Raw genomic sequence first — 22,508 nt, 5'->3', positions numbered from 1 at the left:
AGCGCGCGCCGCACCCTCTCCCTAAGCCTCATGCATGCTTGCCGGCGTTCTCGACGTCGGTCCTGGCGGGCGGATGCCATGGCTTTGCCTTCCCGTAAAACAATCTGTTCATGGACGGTAGTTGTTGATGGTCGACATATTTTCCTCGCACGGGACGGGCTTCGTTCGTCCTGATACTGAGCCGCACTTCGACGAAAACCAGTCAGTGCATGGACTGTTCGAGGCTCAGGTGCAGCGCGCGCCTCAAGCCGTTGCCGTCAGGTTCGGCAACCAGTCGCTCGATTATGCGGCGCTGAACACTCAGGCCAATCGACTGGCGCATCACCTGCGCGGGCTCGGCGTCGGTCCGGATGTGCGTGTCGGCATTTGCCTGGAGCGCTCGCTGGACATGCTGATTGGCGTGCTGGCAGTGCTCAAGGCAGGCGGTGCCTATGTGCCCCTTGACCCCGCTTACCCGCAGGCACGGCTGGCGCATATGCTGACGGACAGTGCGCCGCGGGTGCTGCTGACCCATGACCTGGCGCGTCCAGCCATGCTGGCGGCACTGGCAGGATGCGCTGAAACGCCAACGCTGCTCGACATGGCAGATACCTGCCTGTGGGCCGGGCAGCCAGCCCACAATCCCGACCCGCATGTCATCGGCCTGACGTCTCGTCATCTGGCGTATGTGATCTACACCTCGGGCTCTACCGGCGTGCCGAAGGGCGTTATGGTCGAGCATCGCGGTTTGATTGCGGTCAGCGCAGCCTGGGAGCAACTCTACGCACTGAGCACGCCTGTCAATCATCTGCAGATGGCCGGGTTTTCCTTTGATGTGTTCAGTGCCGATCTGATCCGCGCACTGGGTTTTGGCGGCACCCTGGTGCTGTGCCCACGTGACACCCTGATGGACCCGCCCGCGCTTTACCGCCTGATGCGCGAGGCGTCCATCGGCTTCGCAGATTTCGTGCCGGCGGTGCTCAACTTGCTGCTGGCCTGGGTGGAAGAGACCGGCCACGATCTGTCATTCATGCGCAGCGTGGTCTGCGGTTCGGACATATGGACCGCGCACAGCGCCCGTCAACTGCGCAGCTTGTGTGGTGACCACGTGCAAATCGTGCAGGCTTACGGCGTCACCGAGGCCAGCATCGACAGCACCTGTTTTGAGTTCGATGCTGCCAGCCAGGTCGACGGCGTTCTGCCGATTGGCAGGGCGTTGGCCAATACCCGGATTTACCTGCTTGATGATCAAGGTGTACCGGTTCCCGAAGGCGTTGCAGGTGAGCTGTACATTGGCGGCGCTGGTGTTGCACGCGGCTATCTGAACCTGCCGCAACTGAGCGCCGAACGGTTTATCGACAGCCCGTTTGTGCCGGGTGAGCGGCTGTATCGCAGTGGTGACATGGCTCGCCAGCGGGACGATGGCAATTTCGAGTTTCTCGGCCGCAACGACACGCAGGCCAAGCTGCGCGGTCTGCGCCTGGAACTGGGAGAAATCGAGGCGCGTCTGGCCGAGATTCCTGGCGTGCGTGGAAGCGTCGTGTTGCTTCGCGAAGACCGCCGCGGTGTGTCGAGGCTTGTTGCCTACTTTCATGCACTCGGCAACCGCGAACCTGGTCAGGTAGCTCTGACCCCGCGTGCGCTACGTCAACAACTGCAAACCAATCTGCCTGACTACATGATCCCCGCTGCATTCGTGCGCATGGACGCAATGCCGCTGACGGCCAACGGCAAACTGGATCGCAGTGCATTGCCCGAGCCGCAGGCCGATGCTTTCAATCAACACGACTTCGAAGCTGCCGAAGGTCCACTGGAAAAGGCTATCGCAGCTATCTGGGCCGATGTGCTGGGTATTGAACAGGTCGGCCGTCAGGATCACTTTTTTGCGCTCGGTGGCCACTCCTTGTTGGTGATGCGGGTACTGGCGCAGGTCCGTCAGCAATTGAACCTGGATGTTTCACCGGCTGCCTTATTTGCAGCGCCGGTGCTGCGACAGTTCGCCGAGCGGCTGGTCAGTGCGCAGGGCAACGCGCGCCTGGCGATCACGCCGGTGGAGCGCTCGGCTGCTCAGCCGTTGTCGTCCGCTCAACAGCGCCTGTGGTTTCTGGCGCAACTTGAAGGTGGCAATGCGGCCTATCACATGCCACTCAACCTGCGCCTGCGCGGGCCTTTGCAGGTGTCGGCGCTGGAAAGCAGCTTCAATCAGCTGGTCAACCGCCACGAAGCCTTGCGCACCACGTTCATGGATATTGAAGGCGAAGGTCGGCAGTGTGTTGCAGTCGCCGGTCAGCGCCTGCCGCTGCCCGTTATCGACCTTCAGGGCTACCACGATGCCGAGGCCCGTCTCGGCGAGTTGATGGAGGAAGAGGGCGCCAGGCCTTTCGACCTGACCACCGGACCGCTAATGCGCGTCAGCCTGGTAAAGCTGGCGGATGATGAGCATGTGTTGCTGCTGACCCAGCACCACATTGTTTCGGATGGCTGGTCGATGGGCGTGCTGACCCGCGAACTGGGCCTGCTGTACGAGGCGTTCTTGCAAGGGCGCGCCGATCCATTGCCGCCGCTGCCGGTGCAATACGTCGATTACGCAGTCTGGCAGCGTCGCTGGCTCAGTGGAGAGGTGCTGGAAACGCAGCGTCGCTATTGGCATGAAGCCCTCAGCGGCGCGCCGTTGCTGCTGGAATTGCCTGCCGATCACAAGCGTCCGGCAGTGCAGGATTATCAGGGCGGCTTTGTGCCGCTGGTCATCGATAGGGCGCTTACAGCAAAGCTGAGAGCGCTGGGAGCGGAGCACGGCACCACACTGTTCATGAACCTGCTGGCCGCCTGGTCGCTGCTGCTGATGCGTCTGTCCGGGCAGGCCGACGTGGTTATCGGCGTTCCCTCGGCCAATCGCAGCCAGCAGGAACTGGAAGGGCTGATCGGCTTCTTCGTCAATACTCTGGCCTTGCGCATGACCCGCAATGGCGACCCTACAGTGGCCAGCTGGCTGCAGCAGGCGCGCGATGTCGCACTTGCCGCGCAGGAGCATCAGGACCTGCCGTTTGATCAGGTGGTGGAGTTGCTCAACCCGCCGCGCAGCCTGGCCCACAGCCCGGTCTTCCAGGTGTTGTTCGCCTGGGAGCAGAATCAGGATTCAGACCTGCTGCTCTCGGGGCTTGAGGTCAGCGAGCTGCCGAGCGCTCGGCAGGTCGCCAAATTTGATCTGCAACTGGCGCTCAGCGAACGCGACGGAGAGATCATCGGAGGGCTGGAGTACGCCTCGGGGTTGTTCAGGCGCGATACCGTTACGCAGATCGGTGAGTACCTGCGTCACGTTCTGCTACAGATGGTCGAGGGCAGCGAAAAACCACTGGCTGCCATCGAGCTGTTGAATGCCGAGCAACAGCGGCGGATGGTGCATGACTGGAACCGCACCCGGCGCGACACCTCGGCAATGCCCGATTGCATGGCGCGCTTTGCCGCTCAGGCGCAGCATGCGCCCGACGCCGTGGCATTGCTCGCCGACGGACAGAAACTGACCTACGCCGAACTGAACCAGGCGGCCAATCGCCTTGCGCACTATCTGATCGAACAGGGCGTGCGACCCGAGCAGAGCGTCGGTCTGTGTCTTGAGCGCTCGCCGCAGATGGTCATCGGTTTGCTGGCCATCCTCAAGGCGGGTGCGGCCTACGTGCCGTTCGACCCGGCGTATCCGGCCGAGCGTCTGGCGTTCATGTTCGAGGATGCCGCCCCGGCCCTGTTGTTGACGCAACGCTCGCTGCGCGATGGCCTGCCAGCACAGTGCGCGGTCTTGCCGGTGTGCTGTCTGGATGTGCATGTCGAGCAGTGGCAGCGCTGTCCAATCAGCGAGCCGCAGGTCGCGGTAAGCCCCGCCAACCTTGCCTACGTGCTGTACACCTCCGGCTCGACCGGGCGACCCAAGGGCGTGGCACACAGCCGTGCGGCGCTGGACAATCTGATCGCCTGGCAACTGGATCAGGCGCCAGCGCCAGCACGTGTACTGCAATTCGCCTCGCTTAATTTCGACGTGTCATTTCAGGAAATCTGCAGCACGTTGTGTCAGGGCGGCAGCCTGTTGTTGATGAGTGAAACCAGCCGCAAGGAGCTGGCTTCTCTGCGTCCGCTGCTGGTGAGCGAGGGAGTCCAGCGCGCGTTTCTGCCGTTCGCCGTGCTTCAGCAGCTGGCCAGCCTCACTGAGGCCGATGCGCCAATGCCGGCAGGCGGCTGCGAGATCATCACCGCGGGCGAGGCGCTGCACGTCAATGACGAGCTGCGCGCCTTCGTTCTGGGCCTGGGTGGCACGCACCTGCATAACCAGTATGGCCCGACCGAGACTCACGTCGTTAGCCAGTACAGCCTGACGTGCAGCGACGCCGCGCAGTGGCCGGACGCTCCGCCGATTGGTCGTCCTATCGATAATGCGCGGCTATACGTGCTTGATGACGATCTGAACCCGCTGCCGGTCGGTGTAGCGGGGGAGCTGTACATCGCCGGCTCATGTCTGGCGCGTGGTTACCTGAACCGTCCGGCCCTGAGTGCCGAGCGCTTTTCGCCAGACCCGTTCGACCCGCAACCCGGCGCACGCATGTACCGCAGTGGCGATCTGGCGCGCTTTCAGGCCGACGGCAATGTGCAATACCTCGGGCGTATCGACCAGCAGGTCAAGCTGCGCGGTTTTCGCGTCGAACTCGGCGAGATCGACAGCCTTCTGCACCAGCAACCCGGCGTACAAGACGCCGTTGTGCTGTTGCGCGAATACACCCCGGGCGACAAGCGTCTGGTGGCCTACGTGGTCGGCCCGGCCTCTGTCGAGACGCTGCGCACCGAGCTGCGTCAGCACCTGCCGGAGCACATGATCCCCAGCGCCTGGGTGGCATTGGCGCAGTTGCCGCTGACCCGCAACGGCAAACTTGATCGTCAGGCCCTGCCGGTACCGGAGCGACAGGCGACAACCACTTATGTGGCTCCGCGTGATGAGGTCGAACGGCAAATGGTGGCGATCTGGGCCAAGGTGCTCAAGTGCGGGCAGGTCGGCGTCGAAGACAACTTTTTTGACTTGGGCGGGCACTCGCTGCTGGCCACTCGAATGATCTACATGATCAATCAGCGCATGGGCGCGCAGCTGTCGCTGAGCAGCCTGTTCAAGACCCCCGTGCTGTCTGAACTGGCTGAGCAGGTCAGGAACTCATGGCAGGCAGGTGGCAAGGTCGAAACTCCGTTGGCCCTGATCGAAGCGGACCGCGAGGCACGCTATGCGCCATTCCCGCTGACCGACATTCAGCAAGCGTACTGGTTTGGCCGTGAAGCTTCGGTCAGCCTCGGCGGCGTCAGTGCGCACGGCTACGAAGAACTGCGTATTCCCGGCTTGGATGCGTCGCGTTTCGAGCATGCCCTGAACCGCATGATTCAGCGCCACGACATGTTGCGCGTGATATTCCTTGATGATGGAACGCAGCAAGTCCTGCAACGCGTGCCGATTTATCAGATGCCACGCAGCGACCTGCGCGGCCTGGCGGGCGAGGCGGTACAACAGGCGTTGCATGACACGCGCGAACGGCAGTCTCACCAAGTGCTGGATGCCAGTCGCTGGCCGTTGTTCGAGTTCAGCCTGTCGTTGCTCGACGATGACATCAGCCATCTGCACATCAGCCTCGACGCATTAATTGTTGACGCGGCGAGCACGCAGATCCTGGCGCGCGAACTGATGGCGTTTTATGCCGATCCGCAGCTCGACCTACCTGACCCTGGCCTGACCTTTCGCGATTATGTGCTGGCCGAACATCGGCTGCGCAATGAAGGCCGCTATGCGCAGGCGCTGGGCTACTGGCGCGAGAAGGTCACCTCGCTGGCGCCTGCGCCGGACCTGCCGCTGGTGCGCCAGCCGGAAAGCATCGTCCGGCCGCATTTCACGCGCCGTGACCGCGATATTCCAGCTGCGCAATGGTCGCGACTCAAGGACCTCGCCAGACAGTTCGCGGTAACGCCTTCAGTCATGCTGCTGACCGCGTTCAGCGAAGTGCTGGCGTTGTGGAGCCGACAGCCGTGTTTCACCTTGAGCCTGCCGCTGTTCAACCGCATGCCGCTGCACCCGGATGTCGATGACATCATCGGCGACTTCACCTCGCTGGTCTTGCTGGAAGTCAGTATCGACGGCGCCGCAAGCTTCACCGAAAAGGCCCGCGCGGTGCAGGCCCGATTGTGGCAGGACATCGATCATTCTATGGTCAGCGGCGTGCGGGTGCTGCGCGAGCTGTCCCAGGCACGTGGCGTTCAGCAGACCGCCATGCCGATTGTGTTCAACAGCACGCTGTCGGAAGCCGCACCGGAACTGGCCGAGTTCAATCTGGCCGATGCGCTGAATGCCGAACACATGCACAGCATCACCCAGACCCCGCAAGTATGGCTTGATCACACCTTGCTGGAGCTGGAAGGACGTCTGTTGTTCAACTGGGACAGCATCGACGAATTGTTTCCGGCAGGCATGATCGAGCAGATGTTCGTTGCCTATAACGCGTTGCTGGATCGCTTGCTGGAACCCGCTGCCTGGAGCGCAGACACCCCGCAACTGCTGCCGATGGCGCGCTTGCCAGTGCCTGCCGAGAGCCCTGTCGAGTCAGCGTTGATGCACGAGCTGTTTGACCGCCAGGCGCTTGCCACACCAGAAGCGCTGGCAGTGATCGGCACCCAGCGCCAGTTGAGCTACGGCCAACTGCGCGACGAAGCGCGGCAACTGGCGGCGATTCTGCAGGCCAAAGGTGTGCTGCCCAATCGTCTGGTCGCAGTGGTCATGGAGCGAGGCTGGGAGCAGGTGCTGGCAACCCTGGCGATTCAATACGCAGGCGGTGCCTATCTGCCGCTCGACCCCGCGCTGCCAACGGAACGTCTGGAGCATATTCTGCAGCGTGCCGAAGCGAGTCTGGTGCTTACCCAGCCAGCACTTCTGACCCGCGTCGAGTGGCCGTCGCACGTTGAAACAATTGCCGTCAGCGACCAGAGCATTGCTGCTGCGCCCGAGTTGCACAGCGTCGATCTCAAGCCGGACGATCTCGCCTATGTCATTTACACCTCGGGGTCGACCGGCATGCCCAAAGGCGTGGTCATCGACCATCGCGGCGCAGTCAATACCTTGCTCGACATCAACCGCCGCTTTGCCGTTGGCCCGCAGGATCGGGTATTGGCCATTTCCTCACTGAGTTTCGATCTGTCGGTCTACGATTTCTTCGGCACCCTGGCGGCAGGGGCAGCGGTCGTGATGCTCGAACCGCAACTTGCCCTTGATCCGGCTCACTGGCTGAGCCTGATCGAGCGGCATCGTATCAGCCTGTGGAATTCGGTACCTGCCCTGTTCGGCATGTTGCTGGAGTACGTCGAAGGCGAGCAGGGCACATTGCCATCGAGCCTGCGTGTGGCGATGCTTTCGGGCGACTGGATTCCCCTGACGTTGCCGGAGCGCGCCTGGGCCTTGCAGCCCGCACTGCGACTGATCAGTCTGGGCGGCGCCACCGAGGCCTCCATCTGGTCGATTCAATACCCGCTGCAAACCATCGACCCGGCGTGGCGCAGCATTCCGTATGGCAAGGCGCTCGATCAGCAACGCTTTTACGTGCTCGACAATGCCTTGCAGGTGCGGCCGACCTGGGTTGCGGGGCAGTTGTACATTGCAGGTATCGGGCTGGCCAAAGGTTACTGGCGCGATGAAACACTCAGCGCAGGGAGCTTCTTTTGTCACCCGTTGACCGGCGAGCGACTTTACCGTACCTGCGATCTGGGACGTTTGCTGCCAGATGGCAATATCGAGTTCCTGGGGCGTGAGGATACCCAGGTCAAGGTCCAGGGCCATCGTATCGAACTGGGCGAAATCGAGGCCGCGCTCAATCGCCATCCCGGCGTGCAAAGCGCGGTGGTTCGTGTGCTGGGCGACACGCTGGGCGAGAAGCGTCTGGCGGGGTATGTGCTCAAGGCCGATCCGTCGTTGCAGGCAACTGATTTCACGCAGTACCTGGCGGACAAATTGCCTGCCTACATGGTGCCGTCGTCGTTCACCTTTGTGCTGGAGTGGCCGTTGTCGTCGAACGGCAAGGTCGACAAGAAGCGTCTGCCTGAGCCATCGGCTATTGAGGCATCCGGCCCGGCGCTGCAAGTGCAGGGGGCAGACGAGCAACAACTGGTGACCATTGTGCAGGACGTGCTCAAACGTCCTGCAATTGCTGCCGACGCCAACCTGCTGAATCTGGGGGCGACTTCGATTGATATCGTCAGGATCAGCAACGCGTTGTCCGGCCAGTTGCAGTTCCGGCCCAATGTCGGGCAGTTGCTGGCGCAGCCGACGCTGCTCAATCTGCTGTCGCTGTATCGACAGAATCGGGCCGAAGGCACTGCGCTCGATAGCGTCCGGCAAAAGGCCGACAAGCCCGAACAGGTGCTGGAGGACCCGCAGCAGCGCGCCCGTTTCAAGGCCGATCAGCATGGCCGCCGGCGCTTCGACGCAAGCACGCCTGCGATAGAGCTGCCTCGCCCTGGCGATGCGGAGTTTACCCGGCGGTTCAGCGATTACCGATCGGTACGCCAATATGCCTCGCGGCCAGTCCCGAGCGATGCTTTTGCCGGGCTGCTGGCTGCGCTTGCGCAAGGGACGCTGGACGATGAAGTGAAATATCAGTTCCCATCGGCTGGCGGCGCCTACCCGATTCAAGCCTACCTGTACGTCAAACCCCAGCGGGTCAGCGGTGTACCCGGCGGTGCCTATTACTATGACCCGTTGCTGCACCGGTTGCTGGCGCTGGACAGCGGCGCGCTGGACCCCGACACCTACGACTACTTCGTCAACCGCCCGGTTTACGAAAACGCCGCGTTCTCATTGTTCTTCGTGGCCGACATGGCGGCGATCCGCCCTTTGTACGGCGAGCGCAGTCGCGATTTCTGTCACATCGAAGCGGGGGGCATGGCGCAATTGCTGACCATGACCGCCGTCGAGCAGGGCATTGGTCTGTGCGGCATGGGCTCTCTCGAAGAGCAACAATTGCCTGCATTGTTCGATCTGGGCGCGGAGCACTTGTTGATCTACTCGATGGTCGGCGGGTTGCGCACGGCCGATGAAGCACATAGGACTCAGGTAGAAGCATTCGCACGCGCACCGGTTGAACTTTCGGACGACGACAGCGACATGGAGGAGATAGAGATATGAATGCCTATCAATTGCTGGAGCTGTTCGGACGTCATGCCGTGGTTCTCGAAACAGACGGTGACAAGCTGCGCTGCAAGGCCCCCAAGGGGTTTCTCGACGACGAAATGCTGCAAGCGCTCAAGCAGCACAAGGCCGAACTGATTGCCTTGTTGAGCGACACTGACCCGACCGCCATCACACGCCGTGCGGCCGATCAAAGCGCCTGCCCATTGTCGTTTTCGCAACGCCAGCTGTGGTTTCTCGACCAGATGGAGCCGGGCAATGCGTTTTATAACGTGCCATCGGCGGTCACATTGCGAGGCTCGCTTGACGTGGGCGCGCTGGAGAAGGCTCTGAACGGGCTGATCGTACGTCATGAGATTTTGCGCACCACGTTTTGCAGCGTTGATGGCGAGCCGCGCCAGGTAATACACCCGGCCATTACATTATTGCTGCCGGTCACCGACCTGCGACACCTGACTCCGGCAGAACGCGAAGAGCACGTCGGCAACGCGGTCGAGCGGGACGCCAGGACACCGTTCGATCTGGCCAGTGGCCCCTTGCTGCGTGCTTCATTGCTGCGCCTGGCTGACGACGAATATCTGTGGCTGTACAGCGTGCACCACATCATTGCCGATGGCTGGTCGATGGGCGTGATCGCACAGGAAATCGCTACCTTGTACGCGGACTTTCTGCTCCGGCAGCCCTCCAGCCTGGCGCCGCTGGCTGTGCAATACGCGGATTACGCCTGCTGGCAGCAACAGCGCCTGAGCGACGCAGCGCTTGAGACCCAACTCGATTTTTGGCGGCACACCCTGGCCGACGCGCCCGCCTGCCTGAACATGCCCGTTGACCGACCGCGTCCTGCTGTACAGCGCTACGTCGGTGCAACGTTCAGTTCATCGCTGGACGGCGCCACCCTGCGTGCACTCGGTGCGCTGGGCAGACAAACCCAAGGCACGCTGTTCAACGTGCTGATGGGTACGCTGGCAGTGCTGTTATGGCGGCACAGCGGGCAGCAGGACCTGTGCATCGGCACGCCGTTCGCCAACCGCAGCCGTCCCGAAATCGAGCCGCTTATCGGGCATTTCGTCAATACCCAGGTCATCCGTCAGCGTCTTGATCCGCAGCAGACATTCGCCCAATTGCTGCGCGAGCTTCGCGCCACGCTGCTGGCGGTGCACGCCCATCAGGATGTGCCGTTCGACCGGGTGGTGGAGGCGCTCAACCCGCCGCGTGACAGCGCCTATTCACCGTTGTTTCAGGTGATGATGGTGCTGCAGAACACGCCGGGTGCGACGTTGCAGATGCCGGGGCTGAGCATGACGCCATATGGCACGGGCAGCGCCACGGCCAAGTTCGACCTGGCCTTCGAGTGGGTCGAGCGCGACGGCTTGCTGCACCTGTTGGTGGAGTACAACACCGATCTTTTCGACCGGTCGACCATCGAGCGTCTGAGCGGGCATTACCGGCACTTGCTCGAGCAGGTTGCTGCCGATGCCAAGCAACCGATCGGTGCACTGGCGCTGATGGCGGACGCCGAGCGCGAGCAAATGCTGCACCAGTGGAACTGCCCGGCACCGCTGGCACAGCCCATCGAATGCGTGCACCGTCTGATCGAAGCGCGTGTCGCACGCCGGCCCGACGATTGCGCGGTGGTCTTCGAAGGTCAGTCGTTGAGTTACCGTGAACTGAATTGCCAGGCCAACCGGCTTGCTCATCACCTGCGTCAACTGGGCGTCGGCCCGGATGTGCGCGTGGCTGTCTGCATCGAGCGCTCGCTGGAGCTGCCGGTGGCGCTGCTCGCGGTACTCAAGGCAGGCGGTGCCTACGTGCCACTGGACCCGGATTACCCGCAAGGCCGCCTGAGCCACATTCTCGATGATGCCTGTCCTGCGGCGGTGCTGACCTTGGGAGCCACGCGAGCCATCCTGCGTCAGGCGCTGCAAGGGGCAAACCGTGAGGTACCCATCGTCGACCTGCAGGCCGACGCCGTGCTCTGGGCCGATTGCCCGACGGACAATCCTCAACCCGCACACGTGGGCGTGACTGACGAACACCTGGCCTATGTGCTTTATACCTCCGGCACCACCGGCCTGCCCAAAGGGGCCATGGTGACCCATCGCGGGCTGAGCAATCTGCTGCTGTGGTGTCAGCAGTTCTGTGGCGAGTCCGGGACGATGCTGCACAAGATCCCGTTCGGTTTCGATGCGTCGGCCTGGGAGACATTCTGGCCGCTGGTCACCGGTGGGCGCCTGATCATCGCTCGGCCCGGTGGGCATTTCGAGCCGGGCTATCTGGCGCAGGTGGTGCGCGAGCAGCAGGTCACGGCGATGGTCTTCGTACCAGCCATGCTGCAGTTGTTTCTGGAAGCCGACGAAGTCCGCGACTGTCGAGGGCTGAAAGATGTCTTCAGCGGGGGCGGCGAACTTTCGCCTGCACTGGCGCGGCTGTTTCAGGAGCGGCTGCCACATGCCCGTCTGCACAACGTCTATGGCCCGACCGAAACCACGGTGATCAGCAGCATCTGGACGCTTGAGCCCGGGGCCGAGGTTCCGCAGCGCCAGTTGCCGATCGGGCGGCCTATCGCCAATACGCGTTTTTACGTACTTGATCAGCATGATTCACCCGTGCCGGTCGGCGTCAGCGGGCAGTTGCACATTGGTGGCTTTGGCGTTGCACGCGGCTATCTGGGCCTGGCCGAACTCAGCGCCGAGCGCTTCATCGACAATCCTTTCATTGTCGGTGACAGGTTGTATCGCAGCGGCGATCTGGCGCGTTACCGTGCGGATGGCCAGCTGGAGTTTCTCGGTCGCAATGATTTTCAGGTCAAGCTGCGCGGTATGCGTCTTGAGCTGAGTGAAATCGAAGCGCGGCTCGATCTGTTTCAGGGCGTCCGCGCCAGCGTGGTGTTGATGGTTGGCGACAGCGCGCAGACCCAGCGGCTGGTGGCCTGCTGCGTGGTGGATCAGGCGCCGGATGAGTCGGCTGTGCGGGCACATCTGGCCACCACCTTGTCCACAGCGGTATTGCCCAGTGCCTACTTATGGCTGGATGCCATGCCGTTGACAGTCAATGGCAAGATCGACCGCCAGGCGCTGACCGCGCTGGCTGATCAGGATCTGGTCGCCAGGCAGGTCAATCTCGGCAGCCCGCGGGACCACATTGAGCTGGCGCTGTATCAAATCTGGAAGGACCTGTTGCTGGTGCCGCAAATCGGTATTCGCGACAATTTTTTCAACGTCGGCGGAACGTCGATCGCGGCGATCAAGATGGCTTACCAGATTGGTCAGACGTTCGCGGTCAAGATGCCGGTCCGGGTCATCATCGCCCACCCGACCATCGAAGCGCTGGGCGGCTGGTTGCGTACCGGTGCCAGTCTGGCTGCCGCGCAGAGCAACCTGATCGAGTTCCGCCGTGGTGCGGGACAGCGCAACGTGGTGTGCATTCACCCTGCGGGCGGCACGGCCTTCTGCTACTTGTCGCTGGCCAAAGAGCTGCCTGAACACATCGGGGTATACGGTGTGCAGTCACCGGGGCTGAACCCGGGGGAAAGCACCGAGCCGACTGTCGAAGCCATGGCCGAGGCCTACCTGCAACGTATCGCTGCGCTGATCACGCAACCGCTGATTCTCACCGGGCTGTCGTTCGGCGGCCTGGTGGCGTATGAAATGGCCAGGCGCCTGACTGCGGCAGGCCATCGGCAGGTCACGGTTGTGCTGCTCGACACGCAGGGCTCGGAGGAGGCTGGGTTCCGGGAGCAGATCGGTACGGTGGACATGGCCGAGTTCCGCGACAAGCTGGTGCGCTTCAATGGCATGTATCCCGGTATCGAAGACGCTCAGGTCGAGCGCTACTTTCATCTGTATAACCACAACCGCCTGGCCATGGCGGCCTACGAGTGCGAGCCGCAGGCCGGGCGCATCGTGCTGATCCAGGCGCGTGAAGGGTTCAGTCGTCAGCAGTTGCACGAATTGCGCCGGTTCTGGCGGCTACGTGCCAGCGACGGTTACCGAGCCAGGCTGGTGCATGGCGGGCATTGGGACATGCTGGAAAGCGCCGAGGTGCATCGGGTTTCGCAGACACTCAGGCAAGAGCTGCAACGTTTCGATTCGCAGGAGGCGCGCTGATGAGCCGTTACGATGGCGAGCCCCAGAACCAGACCCAGACCCCGGCAACGCTGCTCGCGCGCTTTGCCGAACAGGTGCGCCATACCCCGCAGGCCCTTGCCGTGCTGGATCAACAGGTTCGCCTGAACTATGCGCAACTGGCCAGTGCCAGCGAGCGAATTGCCAGCGGGCTGTTGCTGCAAGGCGTCAACCCCGGCGACTCGGTTGCCGTGTGCCTGCCGCGCTGCTGGCAATGGGTGGCAACCATTCTGGGCGTATTGAAAGTGGGGGGTGTGGTGGTGCCGCTGGATCGCGCGAGCCCGCTGCAACGCCGCCAGTTGATGCTGGCCGATGCCGGTTGTACAGGGCTGGTAACCCTGAGCGATGAGCCTGAAATGTCGGTAGCGGCGGGAGTCTGGCATGCATCTGTCGAGACGTTGCTGGATAACCCCGATCAGCCGCCGCAGCCGGTCCGCGATGTATTTGCCGAGCTGATGTTCCTGTTTTACACCTCGGGAACCACTGGTACGCCCAAAGCCGTGGAAGTCGGCGAACGCGGTCTGCTGCGTCTTGCCCAGCCCGGCGGCTATATCGATATTCAGCAGGCGGAGCGCTTCGCCTGCCTTTCCAACCCGGCGTTCGATGCCTGCAATTTTGAACTGTGGGCGCCGCTGCTCAATGGCGGCTGCTGCGTCATGATCGCGGACGCCGATGTGCAGGACGCACAACGTCTGGGCGCAGTGCTGGAAGCGCAGCAGGTCGATACCCTGTTCATGACGGTGTCGCTGTTCAACACCCTCAGCGCCGAGTGCTCCGACTGTTTCTCGACCCTGCGCCAGGTACTGATCGGCGGTGAACAAGTCAGCGCCGCCGCCGTCCGCGCCTGGTATCAGGCCAACCCCGAAAGCCGCTGCCGGATTTTCAACGTTTACGGCCCCACCGAATGCACCACCTTTGCCGTGTCCTGGCCAATTCCCCGTGATTTCGCGGGTGATGCAGTACCGATTGGCCGGCCATTGCCGGACACCTTCGCCCACGTACTGGACGCCAGACAAAGCCCGGTGGCAGCCGGAGAAACAGGCGAGCTGTACCTGAGCGGCAGCGGGGTGGCCTGTGGCTACCGGCAGCGGGCCGATGAGACTGCCCGCAGTTTCGTCCGTCTGTCCGCGCTCGACGGCGGTACAGCGTTGCATTATCGAACCGGCGATCTGGTCAGGGTCAACGCCGAAGGACTGATCGAATATCTGGGGCGGGTGGACCGTCAGGTAAAAGTACGCGGTTTTCGGATTGAACCGGGAGAGGTCGAACAACGCCTGCTGGAGCATCCGGGTGTTGCCCAGGTGCATGTCTGCACGCGCAGACAGGCGGCCGAGGATCACCAGTTGCTTGCCTTCATCGTGCCACGCGACGGGCTGGACTATCGCAGCCTGGAGGAGCATCTGCGTGAGCGTCTGGCGTCGTGGATGCGGCCGCACCAGCTGTTTCTGCTGCCGCGCCTGCCGCTGACCGCCAATGGCAAGATTGATCAACAGGCGCTGTTGGCGCAGCCGCTGGAGCCATGGCGGCCGGCCAACGGGGCAACCACGGGCGCTGAGCAATCGCCCGTTCTGGACTGGTTACTGACCCAGGCCCGCTCGCTGTTGGCTCAACCGGCACTGGGCGGGCAGGACGACTGGCTTGCCAGCGGTGGCGATTCGCTCAAAGCAATGCGCCTGCGTTCTGCGATTCGCCACCACTGGCATCGGGAAATAGCGATTGCCGATTTACTGGCCGAACCTTTCGCGACACTGGCCGAGCGTATTGGCGCCGAACAGGTCAACGCGCTGGCCTATCCTCCCGCACCGGCCATCAGCACGCCCAAGCAATCACCTGCCAGCGCCGAACAAAGCCGCCTGTGGCTGATACAGCAACGCGCCCCCGAATCGACCGCCTACAACGTGCCGCTCATTCTGCATCTGGCGGCAGGTGTTCAGGTTGCCGAACTGGCCGAGGCGGTGAAACGACTGATAGCGCGGCACCCCGGGTTGCGCACGGCCTTCGTGTCTGGGGCTGAAGGGTTGCAACAGGTGGTTGCCGAGCAGGGCGCCGAATGTCGGGTATTTGCGCGTGGAGCGTTCGACGAAGACACTTGGCGCAGCTTTGCGGCACTGGTGTTCGACACACCGTTCGATCTGTCGGCAGCTACCTTGTGCAAGGCCTGGCTGCTGCCATTCGCCGATGGCAGCTGTCGACTGCTGATCAATCTGCACCACATCGTTGTCGATGGCTGGTCAATGAACTTGCTGTTCGATGAGCTGGCACAGTTGTACACCGACGCGTTGCAGGGGCGGGCAAGCGACCAGCCGGCGCCGGCGCTGAGTACGCTGGTGTTTGCCCTGTGGCAACGGCAATGGCGTATCGATCCGCATTACCGCGATCAGCGTCGCGCGTTGGCCGCACTGCACCGCCGGCTCGAAGCCCCATCGCCCGCGCTGTTGCCGTCCCGCCCGGCCAGCCCGCAGGCGAGGCTGGACCGTCAGCTGCTGGGCGCCGAACGCAGCCGGGCGCTTGACCGGTTTTGCAGTCAGCAGCGGCTGACCCGTTACGAGGTACTGTTCAGCGCCTTCGCCTGGAGCCTGTACGCCGTGACCGGCTGCGAGCGTCCACGAATCGCCAGTCCGGTAGCGAACCGTCCGTTACGCGAGTTCGAGGATGCGCCGGGCATGTTTGCCAACACCGTGCTGATCCCGGTTGCATTCGATAACGGCAGGGCATTGAGCGATCAGTTGCGCGCTCAGACGGCCGTGGTGCGCGAAGTGCTGGCCTTGCAGGACGTTGCGTTGGCGGATCTGGTCGAAGACCTGCGCCTGTCGTCCGGCAGTGCGCTGTTCGACTTCATGTTCGTCTTGGAAAATACCGACTATGCGCGCCTGTCCGACAGCGCGTTGAATGCCACTCTGGAGTTTGCCGAGAGCCTGCAGGCCAAGTGTCCGCTGACCTTGCTGGTGGTCGATGGCGGGTCGCAACTGGAATGCTGGTGGGAATACCAGTGCAGCTATTTCGATGCACCGCAGATGCAGGCCATTCACGAGGTGTTCCAGCGTGGCATCGATTTGCTGCTGGACAGCCCTGCAACGAGCAACCCTGCAGCGACCCTGCATGATGTGCTCAGGCCTTGGCGTTTCAGCCTGCCTGCTGCCAGTCAGGGCGTTAGCGATGAGCCGCCGTTCAACACGCTGGCCGACTGGTTCGAGCATCAGGTGCACTGCACGCCGGATGCCCCGGCACTGGTCGCCGATCAGCGCTGCATCAGTTACGCCCGATTGAATGCGCTGGCCGAAACGCTGGCGGCCACCCTGAGCGAGCTGCTGCCCGATCGGCAAAATACGCCGTTACAGGTGGTGCTGTACCTTGATGCTTCCGTCGAGCATATCGTGGCGTTGCTGGCGCTGAGCCGACTCAATGTCACCGCGGTGCCGCTGGACCCTGGCTATCCACTGGCGGTGCAACGGCAGATTCTGCAACAGGCCCGGCCTTGCTGCCTTCTGTACAGCTCGGCGACCGAGACCGCACTGGCGGCGCTGGACGGTGGTGAGGTGCCTCGCCACAGGGTTGATCTGGGTGCTCCGGATAAATCGTTCGAGCGTCGCCGTCATGCAGGTGAACGACCGCTGTATACGCTGTTCACCTCGGGTTCGACCGGCACGCCAAAGGGCGTACAAGTCCCGGACCGGACCCTCTGCAACCTGCTGCACTGGCAGCGCACCGAGGGACACTTACCGGCAAAATCGGTGACTCTGCAGTTTTCCATGCTGTCGTTCGACGTTTCCTTTCAGGAGATTTTCAGCACCCTGTGCGGCGGCGGTTGCTTCCACCTGATCAACCCCCGCTGGCGACAGGACGCCTCGGCGTTGTTGAGTTACTTGGTGCAGGCGCGTATCGAACGGCTGTTTCTGCCCTGCGTGGCTCTGCAGCACTTGGCACAGACCGCTGTCAGCCATCGGATCTACCCACAGGCGCTGCGCGAGGTGGTGACGGCGGGCGAGCAATTGCTGTGTACCGACGCGTTGAACAACTGGTTTGCCGGTATGCCGCAGGCCCGCCTGTTCAACCATTACGGTCCGACCGAAACCCACGTTGTCAGCGCCTGGCGCTTGCCGGCTGATGTGCAAGAATGGCCATTGCGCGCCCCCATCGGCCATGCCGTCAGCAATGCATGCCTGCTGGTGGTCGACGAGCATGATCGACCGCTGCCACATGGCTGCCAGGGTTATCTGCTGGTAGCGGGGCCGATGATTTCACGCTGCTATCTCGCTGATCAGGCCTTGAATGCTTCGCGCTTCGTCGAGCTTGAGATGCCCGAACGCGGAACAACACTGTTCTATCGCACCGCAGATCTGGTCCGTGCCGATGCGCAGGGTTGCCTGCACTACATCGGTCGTGATGATCAGCAGGTCAAGATCAGTGGCCAGCGCCTCGAACTCGGACAGATCGAAGCTGCGCTGATGCAGGTCGAGTCGGTCAGCAATGCGGTGGTTGCCATGCAAGGCGAACCGCCGCGCCTGTGCGCATGGCTGCAGATCGATGGGGCTACGCCCGATATCCGGGGCCTGGATCGTCAGGTTGCGCTGCACGTGCCCGCTCATGTGCGCATTGATCAATATCGGCGTCTGGACCGCTGGCCGCGCACGCCCAGTGGCAAAATCGATCGCAAGGCCTTGGCCGAACTGGGCGAGCCCTTGCAGCGGCCTCGCGCGTCGGTCACGGCGATCACTCTGACCCCGCTTGAACAGCAACTGAGTGAACTGTTCGTCGCGGTGATCGGGCGCGAGATCGAACCGGAGCAGACCTTTTTCGAAGCCGGCGCCACCAGCCTTGGCCTGATGCGCCTGCATGCGCGCTACAACGAGACGCTGGCGTACCCGGTGGCCATGTCGGAAATGTTCGAACATGTGACTGTGCGCCGCCTTGCGCAGCACCTGTCTGCCTCGCCTTCGGTGCCGACCGAGCGTGCGCGGCAAGCCGAAGTCAGCGAACAGCCCATGGCAATCATTGGCATGTCGGTGAATGTCGCGGGGGCCAGCGATCTCGCCGGGTTCTGGGCGATGGTGCAGGGCAACGAACGGGGTATCGAGCTGTTTGATGCCGCCGATGGGTTGGTCGGCGCTCGCAGCCAGATGGACGGGATGCTGGATTTCGATCCCGAATACTTCGGCATCAGCCTGCAGGAAGCGCGGCTGATGGACCCGCAACAGCGGCATCTGCTGATGGCCTGTGTGCAGGCGTTGCAGCATGCGGCGATCACACCGCATGCCGAGGGGCCACGTATCGGCCTGATTGCCAGTTGCGGCGAAACTACCTATTTCCAGCAAATGCTGCGCGAAAGTGCTGACGGCGACCTGCCGGACGGTTTCCAGATGGCACTGCATCACGACAAGGATTTTCTGGCCACCAAGGCCGCCTATCATCTGGACCTCAGCGGTCCGGCGCTAAGTGTTCAGGCCGCCTGTGGCAGTTCGCTGATTGCGGTGCATCTTGCCGCCGGCATGCTCCGGCAGGGCGACAGCGACGTGATGCTGGCGGCAGGTGTACTGATCGATCCGATCCTGACCGACGGCTACCGGTATCGGCCGCAACACATATTTTCTCGTGACGGGTTGTGTCGTCCGTTCAGTGACGACGCCAGCGGCACCATCGGTGCCAGTGGGTATGGCGTGGTAGTGCTCAAACCGCTGGCCCGTGCCCAGGCCGATGGCGATCGTATCTACGCGTTGGTCGAAGCCTCTGCACTGAATAACGATGGCCGGACGAAAATGAGCTATACCGCGCCGTCGGTGGCGGGGCAGAGCGCAGTGATCAGCGAGGCGCTGCGCAAGGCCGGTATCTGCGGTGCCGATATGGGTTACATCGAGGCTCACGGCACCGGTACCCTGCTGGGCGACCCGATTGAAGTCGCGGCCCTGAACAAGGCGTTCGGTGATGCACCTGCGGCGAGCTGCGCACTGGCGTCGGTGAAAAGCCAGATAGGCCACCTCGGTGCGGCGGCCGGTGTCGTCGGTCTGATTCGGGCATCGCTGGCAGTGTTTCATGGCGTGATCCCGCCCAATCTCGGCTTCGGTCGTATCAACCCGCAGATTAACCTTGAGCACTCGCCGTTCTACATACCCACCACCTCGCGCCCGTGGCCCGAGGGCCGTCGGCGACTGGCCGGTGTCAGCAGTTTTGGCATCGGCGGCACCAACGCGCATGTGATTGTCGCTGCGCCACCGGCGCAGGCAGCCATCGCCGAAGACGTCGCCCCATGCCTGTTGCTCTCGGCGCACAGCCGGTCGGCATTGCAGCGCGACATGGCGGCCATCGAGGCGTGGCTCGGCGCTCATCCGCAACAGCAGCCTGCGCTGCTGCGCCATCTGCAACGTGGTCGACGGGCCTTGCCCTGGCGTTTCGCGACGATCTGTCAGCCGGGTCAGGCCCTGCGCATGCAACCTGATGCCATCAAACGAGTCAGCCCGACAGGGGCGCGCATCGATGGTCGCGAACAGACGCCGCAGGTACTGCTGGACGCCTGGTATGAAGGCGTCGATATCAACTGGCCGGCTCGCTCTGCGCCGCCGCCCTGGGACTTGCCACCCTCGACTTTTGACCTACAAACGTTCCGCTTTCAGACCTCTGCGAGAGTCGAGCCGCCGGCGACTGCGGTGCAGACGGCCGAGCGACAGCCCGTTGCCGACTGGTTCCATCAGCGCCAATGGCAGCGTGTGCGCCGCTTGAATCAGAATATGCCCGGCCTGCGCCGGGACATGCTGGTGGTGTGCAGCCAGGAGCGCCTGGACAGCACAGTGCTCGGTTGTTTGAGTGAAGTGTATCGGCAGGTCATTGAAGTGTGCGCCGGCAATGGCTACCAGCGGCTCGGACCGGACCGCTACGAGCTGGACCCGCTGGACAGTTCGGCATTCTCACGGCTGATCGCCGAACTGACGCAAAGAGCCCCGCTGACCGAACTCGACTGGCTGCACGCCCTGCCATTGTCGGTCAGCGGGGCCGTCAACGAACAAAGTCTGGCGGCGGGGCAATGGGCGTGTCTGGATACCGTTTGCGCGCTGTTGCAGGCCTGGGGCCAGACTCCGCGAACGATGGTTTTGCGCCTCTGGCTGTTGTCCTGGCAAGCCTGCCCGGTCAATGGTGACGTACAGCGCCCCGAGCTGGCCGCGCTGGCAGGGATCACTGAGGTTGCACCGCAGGAATACCCGATCCGCTGCCACTGGCTTGACCTTCCCGAGCCACGGCTAAGTCTTTATGCGCGGCCGCTGGCGGCGTTGCTGGCCGATCCGGCTTTGCTGCCTCGGCGTATGGCCATTCGTGACGACTATCTGTGGCAAACCAGGCTCCAGGCCAGTCCGCTTGTGGCCCCTGCAACCGTTTCGAATCTGTTGCCCGTCGACGGCACGTTTCTGCTGCTCGGCGGCACTGGCGGTATCGGTCGCACGTTAGGCGAACACCTGTTGCAATCCAGCCAACGCCGTCTGGTGGTGCTGTCGCGCAGCGGCAATTGCCCGGACAACCTGCTCGGCTACCGCTCACGCATCGACCTGATCGCAGCGGATATCGCTGACTTGGCGCGCTGGCCCGCCGTTCTCGACTCGTTGCGCCAGCGTTACGGGCGTTTCGACGGCGTGATTCATGCTGCCGGAACCGGTGCAGGCAGCCTGATTCGTCAGCGTGATGCGCAGACGCTGGCAGCGTCCATGGCCAGCAAGACCCTCGGTATGCTGGCGGTTGAAGAGTTGGTCAAGCAGATGACGCCGGGCTTCGTGCTGTATTGCTCGTCGATGTCGGCGCTGTTTGGCGGCGCCGGTCATGTGGATTATGCAGCGGCCAGCGCGGTGCTCGATGGTTTCGCCCACTACCGCGCCGATCCCGCCGATACGTGTGTGCGCCTGAGCATCAACTGGGACATCTGGCGAGACATCGGCATGGCTGCGGCCGAAGGCGTCGGCGATGCGGCTCACCAGCAGCATCTGGCAGTCGGCCTGACGGCGCAGGAGGGCGGTCAGGTGTTCGACGCCGCGCTGGGCGCCCAGTTGCCGCAGCTGCTGATTTCGACCACCCGACTCGAAACCGCACGGCAGTTTTACCCACTTCGTCACGGCGCCGCTTCTTCCCCGACCGACATCAAGCTTGCCGGGCAATCGGACACCGATCTTCGCGAACGTTTACAGGGTTGCCTGTGCAAGTGGCTGGGTGTTCCGTCGCTGGACGAGGAGGCTTCCCTGTATGAACTGGGCGCCGATTCGCTGACCTTGCTGGACCTGATCGATGAGTTGCAGGCCGCGACCGGCGAGGTGCTGCAGCTTTCGCAATTCAGCCCCACGGTCAGTCTGCGTGAAGTACTGATGCTGGTGCAGTCGAGTGAAACAGATGAGGCAAAAGCTGACGATGAATGGGATGTCGCCGTACGTATCGACCCGTGGCACGCAGGCGCAGGCCGTGAACGCCTGTACCTGATTCACCCTGTGGGTGGCGATGTTCAGGCGTACCGCGAGATGGTCGCGGCACTGCATCCTGATCTCGGTGTGTGGGTCATCGCCGATCCGGCCCTGCGTCTGCCGGAGTTGCCGAATATCAGCCTTGTCGAGCGTGCGCGCCTGTATCTGCAGGCGCTACAGGCGCATTGTCCGCAGGGCAGCGTCTGGCGCCTCGCGGGCTGGTCATTCGGTGCCTGGGTGGCGCAGGCCATGTGCAGCCTCGTACCGACGGACCACCGGCAACCGCTGTTGTATCTGATCGATCCGCCTGCGCCGGACGCCGGTCTGGAGCTTGCGCAGATTGACGAAGACCAGATTCAGCAGGTGTTCAAGCGGGAGTTTTCTGCGCGGCGACCCGATGTGCCAACTGCTGGCCTGGTCAACGATACGTCACGTTATCTGCACAGCCTGACCGTCTGCTGCCGAAACAACATGGCGAGCATGGTCGAGTATCGGCCCGCGCAACTGCCTGACACCAAGGCACGGCTGTTCATTGCCACGCGCCCCAACCCTTATGGTATCGGCACCGCCTGGCAACTGGCGGACCTGCGGCGTGCCTGGCAACAACTGTTGCCGCACTCGCTGAGCTGGCAGCCACTGGACACCGACCACTACGGCATTGTTGCAGCGCCCTGGGCGCACGTGATGGCTGAGATGATCAATTCGGACTTTGAATCGGGACTGGGCTGAAGGCGTCTCAAGCGCGCTTTTCATGGGCGCGCCAGCCCGCTATCGAACAACGGTCATGGT

Annotated in this window: 3 protein-coding genes; all 3 read left to right on the top strand. The window is 62.8% G+C overall.

Annotation, left to right across the window (positions count from 1 at the left end):
- The first annotated feature begins 127 nt into the window (after window positions 1-127).
- From POR16_RS15745 to POR16_RS15735, 3 genes are read left to right on the top strand one after another with little or no spacing between them, the layout of a single operon-like run.
- Window positions 128-9,166: a non-ribosomal peptide synthetase gene (locus tag POR16_RS15745; protein ID WP_122381241.1), complete on the top strand. Its 9,039-nt coding sequence runs from the start codon at window positions 128-130 to the stop codon at window positions 9,164-9,166.
- Window positions 9,163-13,275 (top strand): non-ribosomal peptide synthetase, encoded by a 4,113-nt coding sequence (locus POR16_RS15740; protein ID WP_054997249.1) that lies wholly within the window; start codon window positions 9,163-9,165, stop codon window positions 13,273-13,275. The genes POR16_RS15745 and POR16_RS15740 overlap by 4 nt, the downstream gene beginning before the upstream one ends.
- Entirely contained in the window at window positions 13,275-22,448 is a 9,174-nt protein-coding gene (locus POR16_RS15735; protein ID WP_162010102.1) for a hybrid non-ribosomal peptide synthetase/type I polyketide synthase, read from the top strand. Before POR16_RS15740 ends, POR16_RS15735 begins: the two co-directional genes overlap by 1 nt.
- The last annotated feature ends 60 nt before the right edge of the window (window positions 22,449-22,508 follow it).

The sequence above is a fragment of the Pseudomonas coronafaciens pv. oryzae str. 1_6 genome (assembly GCF_000156995.2).
GTDB lineage: Bacteria > Pseudomonadota > Gammaproteobacteria > Pseudomonadales > Pseudomonadaceae > Aquipseudomonas > Aquipseudomonas tremae.
Note: the sequence above shows the minus strand (reverse complement) of the source record. Positions and strands in the feature narration are given on the sequence as shown.

Excerpts from the sequence above, each read along its gene's own strand:
- POR16_RS15740 (WP_054997249.1), top strand. The coding sequence starts at position 9,163 with ATGAATGCCTATCAATTGCTGGAGCTGTTCGGACGTCATGCCGTGGTT.
- POR16_RS15735 (WP_162010102.1), top strand. The coding sequence starts at position 13,275 with ATGAGCCGTTACGATGGCGAGCCCCAGAACCAGACCCAGACCCCGGCA.
- POR16_RS15745 (WP_122381241.1), top strand. The coding sequence starts at position 128 with ATGGTCGACATATTTTCCTCGCACGGGACGGGCTTCGTTCGTCCTGAT.